Source organism: Neisseria sp. HMSC70E02, from assembly GCF_001838645.1.
GTDB classification, from domain to species: domain Bacteria; phylum Pseudomonadota; class Gammaproteobacteria; order Burkholderiales; family Neisseriaceae; genus Neisseria; species Neisseria macacae.
In genome coordinates, this window is record NZ_KV838053.1 from 1 (window position 1) to 5,371 (window position 5,371).

General features: G+C 48.9%; 7 protein-coding genes. 2 read left to right on the forward strand and 5 right to left on the reverse strand.

What is annotated here, in order from left to right:
• Positions 1 to 314: 314 nt before the first annotated feature.
• On the reverse strand, positions 315 to 650 hold the full coding sequence (locus HMPREF3277_RS00460) for a hypothetical protein (protein WP_070869712.1): 336 nt from the start codon (positions 648 to 650) through the stop codon (positions 315 to 317).
• A gap of 118 nt (positions 651 to 768) precedes the next feature.
• Here HMPREF3277_RS00460 and HMPREF3277_RS00465 point away from each other — a divergent pair, with 118 nt between their 5' ends.
• Positions 769 to 1,254 (forward strand): hypothetical protein, encoded by a 486-nt coding sequence (locus HMPREF3277_RS00465; RefSeq protein ID WP_070869713.1) that lies wholly within the window; start codon positions 769 to 771, stop codon positions 1,252 to 1,254.
• Positions 1,255 to 1,366: 112 nt separating this feature from the next.
• Here HMPREF3277_RS00465 and purE read toward each other — a convergent pair whose 3' ends face one another.
• The 4 genes from purE to HMPREF3277_RS00485 all read right to left on the reverse strand — a co-directional run bounded on the left by purE (position 1,367) and on the right by HMPREF3277_RS00485 (position 3,538).
• Positions 1,367 to 1,852: a 5-(carboxyamino)imidazole ribonucleotide mutase gene (gene purE / locus HMPREF3277_RS00470; RefSeq protein WP_003778018.1), complete on the reverse strand. Its 486-nt coding sequence runs from the start codon at positions 1,850 to 1,852 to the stop codon at positions 1,367 to 1,369.
• 77 nt (positions 1,853 to 1,929) lie between these two features.
• Positions 1,930 to 2,670 (reverse strand): tetratricopeptide repeat protein, encoded by a 741-nt coding sequence (locus HMPREF3277_RS00475; protein ID WP_070869714.1) that lies wholly within the window; start codon positions 2,668 to 2,670, stop codon positions 1,930 to 1,932.
• A gap of 1 nt (position 2,671) precedes the next feature.
• Positions 2,672 to 3,340 carry a class I SAM-dependent methyltransferase gene (locus tag HMPREF3277_RS00480; RefSeq protein ID WP_070869715.1) on the reverse strand — a complete coding sequence of 223 codons (669 nt, stop codon included), beginning with the start codon at positions 3,338 to 3,340 and terminating at the stop codon, positions 2,672 to 2,674.
• A gap of 12 nt (positions 3,341 to 3,352) precedes the next feature.
• A complete protein-coding gene (locus HMPREF3277_RS00485; protein WP_003761287.1) occupies positions 3,353 to 3,538 on the reverse strand; it encodes a DUF3460 family protein in 186 nt (61 codons plus the stop codon).
• A 399-nt stretch (positions 3,539 to 3,937) separates the two neighbouring features.
• Between HMPREF3277_RS00485 and HMPREF3277_RS00490 the strand changes: the two genes are divergently transcribed.
• Positions 3,938 to 5,308, forward strand: coding sequence for a polynucleotide adenylyltransferase PcnB (locus HMPREF3277_RS00490; protein WP_003764158.1), 1,371 nt, complete (start codon positions 3,938 to 3,940; stop codon positions 5,306 to 5,308).
• The last annotated feature ends 63 nt before the right edge of the window (positions 5,309 to 5,371 follow it).

Sequence of the window (5,371 nt, forward strand, 5' to 3'; positions counted from 1 at the left end):
CGTTACTGTCCTATTTTAATTTTAATTGACTATAGTCTATGATGTAAAATTCATCAGTGTTAAGGAGAAATGAAAACGAAATAAGTAATAATAAAATGAGGTAATTAATTGGCTTTATAAATTTTATACTGAAAATACGGTTTGCCATCATGCCCCCATTCGTTTTATTTTTTCTGTGTATTTTTTATAACGTATTCCTGCCTGAAAGGAAGGCAATAGGCAATATATTACATTGTAAACTAAAAAATCAGTCTATCATAAAAGCTTCAAACATAATCGGCTTCCAAAAGGTGTGCTGATTTAAGTGTTGACTCTTATTGAAGTTTCATCAGTCGGTCTTGTTCGACTGACAACACGCCGTTTACCTTTTGGAAATAGGCAATGGCATCTTGAATATTGGTTTTGGCTGATGGACGAATGGCAATTCCGTGCAGGTTTTTGTATTCGTAAACCAAGCTCGCGCCGGAATCTTTCACTGCCTTCATCAATGAACCTGAGCCGATGTCTTTATCGTAGAAAATAATCAGGTTGCCCGTTGTGGCTTGTGCTTGTCGGGTGAGGACTGCTTCAGTCGCTTGGGTTGGTTTGCTCGGGCTTTGGCAGGCGCAGAGTAGGGCGGCGAGTAGGATAAATGCAAAAGTTTTGTTCATTGTTGTTCAGAGGATTGAGTGGTTAAAAAAGGTCGTCTGAAAATGGGGAGAACGAAATCATGGAAGATAAAGTTAAAAAGATAGCTAAATCTTTAGGTTATAAAGGATAAAGGAAATAATGAATTTAAATAGTACATATAATTTTTCACTCAATCAATATAATTTCTATTTTGAGATAAATTGGGAATTTAATTTTCTGTATTTAGAGAAATTTAATCAGTGTGGTCAAGTCTATATTGATTCTGGTTTTTATATCAATTTGGGAAATGGTCTGTCTCTATATATTGCCGGTGAAGAGGACTATGGCAATTTATTGGATTTTATAGAATTGATCTCAGATAATAATCAAAACGAATTAAACTTTGAATCACTTACTGTTAAGATAAGCAAGAAGAATAATATCTTGAATATGAAATTTAAGAAAAATAATATACTGAATATGGAGATATTAGGGGGCAGAGAAAGAAATATAAATATAAATTTCAGCCATGAGTTATATGCTGAATTAAATTCTTTAGTATCGAAAATTCAGGATGACTATAAAAAATTTTCTTCTAATTTAGATGTAATTAAAAAGATTTGGTTTGGAACTGACGCAGATTAGCAGTTATATCCAGCGATTGTCGCGCACAATATAAAAAGCGAAGCTGGTATGGTCGTCAGAATACAAAGATTTCTATTTGCCTTTCAGACGACCTTCCCAGCAATCTCGATGGTTATGCCTCAGGCAGCTCCATGTCTAAAACGGTTTGTTCCTGCTTGGCGCGGAAGTCGGCAAGCTTTTGCGCCAGCTCGGGGTTTTCGTTGGCAAGTAGTGAGATGGCGAACAGGGCGGCGTTGGCGGCTCCTGCTTCGCCGATGGCGAAAGTGGCGACGGGAACGCCTTTGGGCATTTGCACGATGGAGAGCAGGGAGTCTTCGCCGCGCAGGTATTTGCTGGGTACGGGTACGCCCAATACGGGGACGGTGGTTTTGGCGGCAACCATGCCGGGCAGGTGCGCCGCGCCGCCTGCGCCCGCGATGATGGCTTTGATGCCGCGTTCGCGGGCGGTTTCGGCGTATTCGAACATTAAATCGGGGGTGCGGTGTGCGGACACGACGCGGGCTTCGTATTCGACGCCGAACTCTTTGAGAAACTGCGCTGCCTGCTGCATGACGGGCCAGTCGCTGTTGCTGCCCATGATGATGCCGATTTTGGCCATATTTACTCCTGGTGTATAAAACGTTATTCAATGAATGATTTCAGACAACCTTTGAATATGGGAGGTCGTCTGAAAAGTTATCGTTGCTTGATGCTGACGGCGGCGCGTTTGGCGGCGGCGCTGCCGGGGTAGTTCTGTATCAGTTTGCGCCATGTGTTGCGGGCGATGTCTTTCTGTTGCAGCTTGTATTGGCATTGCCCGATGCTGAAGAGCGCGTCGGGGGCTTGCGGGCTGTTGCGGAAGCGGTTGGCAAAGCGTCCGCCGATTTCGATGACGGATTCGCAATTGCCCATGCGCTGTTGGCTTTGCAGCAGCAGATACATATTGCGTCGGGCGCTTTCGCTGCCGTTTCCGCCGTCTGCTCCTTTTAAGACTGCGGCTGCGGCGGCGTAATTGTTGCGCTGATAGTATTTGAGGGCTTGGTTGTAGAGGCGGGTTTCATTTTGGTCGGCGGAGTCGGCTTCTGAAGGCGCGGTGCCGCCGTTTGCCAGATAGGTGCTTTTGAGTTTTTGGTCGTCCAAACGCTGGGCGGGTACTTTCCTATTGGCGTGGCGCGGGGTTTTGTTTTGTTTTTCGAGTTGTTGCAGGCGCTGGTTGGTGTTTTCCATTTCGCGCTCCAAACGTTCGACCTGCATACCCAAGCGTTCGATTTGAGTCATCGTGTTCAAATCGGGATAGGGAATGGCGGAGGATTCGGCTGCGGCGGTGGGAATATCGGGCAGCATGAAGGTGTCGCCGGATTTGGGTTTGGGGGCGGTAGAGGCGCAGGCGTTGAGCAGGATGATACCGGCAAACAGGATGGGAAGGGTTTTGTTCATTTTATTTTTTAAGCAGCAAAGTCAGACCGTCGCCGACGGTCAGGGTAATGGGTACGATGCGGGAATCGTCGGGCAGGTTGCGGTTGAAGGACTGGAGTATGTTCAGGCTGGGCGGGGCATCGCGTTCTGCTTCACTCATAACGCGCCCGTTCAGCAGGACATTGTCGATGGCGATAACACCGCCACTGCGAACCAGTTGCAGGCAGCGTTCGAAATATTGCGGGGTGGGCGGTTTGTCGGCATCGATCAGTGCCAAGTCGTAGCTGCCTGATTCGCCTTGACTTATCAAGTCGTCCAGGGTCAGCAGGGCGGGCTGGAGGTGAAGGGTGATTTTATGGGCGACTTGCGCTGCCTGCCAGGTTTCGCGGGCGATATCGGTAAAGGTGACGTTGATGTCGCAGGCGGTAATTTTGCCGTGTTCGGGCAGGGCTAAGGCGACTGCGGTGCTGCTGTAACCGGTAAATACGCCGATTTCCAGATATTTTTCGGCTTTGAGCAGGCGCGCGAGCCAGGTCAGCAAGGCTGCCTGTTCGCGGGCAATCGCCATTTTCCCTAAACGGTGGGATTGCGTGCGCGAACGCAGGGCGGTCAGTACGGGATGCTCTTTTTCGCCGATGCTGTTGAGGTAGTCTTGCAGCGCCGGGTCGATATTGTGTGTCTGGGTGGTCATGCCGTTTGGCCGTCAGTCTTGGTAGTAGGTATAAGGTTTTTTGGCGACTTTGGCGGCTTCGAATTCTTTCTGTTCTTGAGGGTCCAGCTCGACATCCCACAACAGATGGCGGTTTTCAAGGCGTTGTGTTTCCAGCTGCGGATTGTCTTCGATGAGTTTGTCGAGGAATTGGGTGGCTTCGGATTTGTAGTGATACATGATACGGTTCCGTACAGGTTTGTGTCAGTCTTTTATTATAACTGATAACGCCGTTACGGTTTTTAGATATTCGACTATATAGTGGATTAACTAAATCAGGACAAGGCGACGAAGCCGCAGACATACAGATAGTACGGCACCGATTCACTTGGTGCTTCAGCACCTTAGAGAATCGTTTTCTTTGAGCTAAGGCGAGGTAACGCCGTACTGGTTTAAAGTTAATCCACTATAATTTCAGGGTTTATGGTGTTTCGGGTATAATGCCGCCTTGTTTTTTAATGCGATACGGCAGGTCGTCTGAAGCCTTTGCATAATATTTTGCCGTATTCCAGGCAGAATATTGTGCAAAGGCTTCGCCGCCGGTTTCAGACGACCTCTTTTTATTTTGGAAAGAGTTTTATGTTGAAAAAATGGTTGCATAAAGTTTTACCCGGAAAGCAGCCGAAGCAAGTGCCTGTGGCGAAGGAAATCCTTCCTTTCGACAGGCACCATATCAGCGCGGATATGTTGAGTTTTGCGGCGGAAAAAGTTGTCCGCCGTTTGCATGACGAAGGTTTTCAGGCTTATGTTGTCGGCGGGGCGGTTCGCGACCTGTTGCTGGGCGTCGAGCCTAAAGACTTCGATATCGCCACCGATGCGACGCCGGAGCAGGTTCATAAGATTTTCCGCAGAAGCCGCATTATCGGCAGACGCTTTCAAATCGTACACGTCATGGTCGGGCCGGAAACCATAGAGGTCACGACCTTTAGGGGTGGCGGTAAAGTGCAGCAGAACGCGCACGGCAGGATTATGAAGGACAACACTTACGGCAGTATGGAAGAAGATGCCATGCGCCGTGATTTCACCTGCAACGCGCTTTATTACGACCCGATTAAAGAAGAAATCATCGATTTTCACCACGGTGTCGGCGATATTGCCGACCGCAAGCTGGTGATGATCGGCAATGCGGCGGAGCGTTATCAGGAAGACCCTGTCCGCATCCTGAGGGCAGTGCGGTTGTCGGGCAAACTTGGGTTTGACGTGGAAGAAAACACCGCTGCACCGATTCCGGAACAGGCAGGTCGTCTGAAACACGAACCCGTAGCGCGCCTGTTTGATGAAATCATGAAGCTGCTGTTTTCTGGTTATGCCAGAGAATGTCTGAAACGATTGAATTCCCTAGGTGTTTCAGACGACGTCCATCCGCTTCTGACTGCGCTCAAATCGGCTGCAAAACCTGAAAACCGCATTATTTCTCTCGCCTTGAAAAATACGGACGAACGTTTGCGCGCAGACAAATCCGTGTCGGTGGGCTTTGTTCTTGCTGCTGTATTGTGGCCGGTTTTGAACCGTCATTGGCAGGACAACATCAAACGCGGTCAAAAGCCTGCGCACGCTTTATCCGAAGCGATGAACACCATGCGCGAAACGGTCGAAAAAGGCTGGGGCGTACCGCAGCGTTTTGCCGCGACCATGCGGGAAATTTGGCAGCTTCAGCCGCAATTCGACTACACACGCGGCGCGCGTCCGCACAAAATGCTGGCGCAAGCGCGTTTCCGTGCGGCTTACGATTTCCTTGTGTTGCGCGGAGAGGTCGGCGAAGTGGAGCGGGATTTGGTCGAATGGTGGACGAAGTTCCAGCATGCGGATGCGGAGGCCCGCGCGGAGATGACGCTTGCCACACAACAGCGTCGGCAACACGGGCAAGGCGATGGCGCGGATGGCAAGCCGAATCGCAAACGCCGCCGCTCGCGTAAGAAAAAACCGGCTGCGGATAAGCCGGAATCATGAATCGACGGATTGCAAACGGTTTTGTCTTATTTTTATAGTGGATTAACTTTAAATCAGGACAAG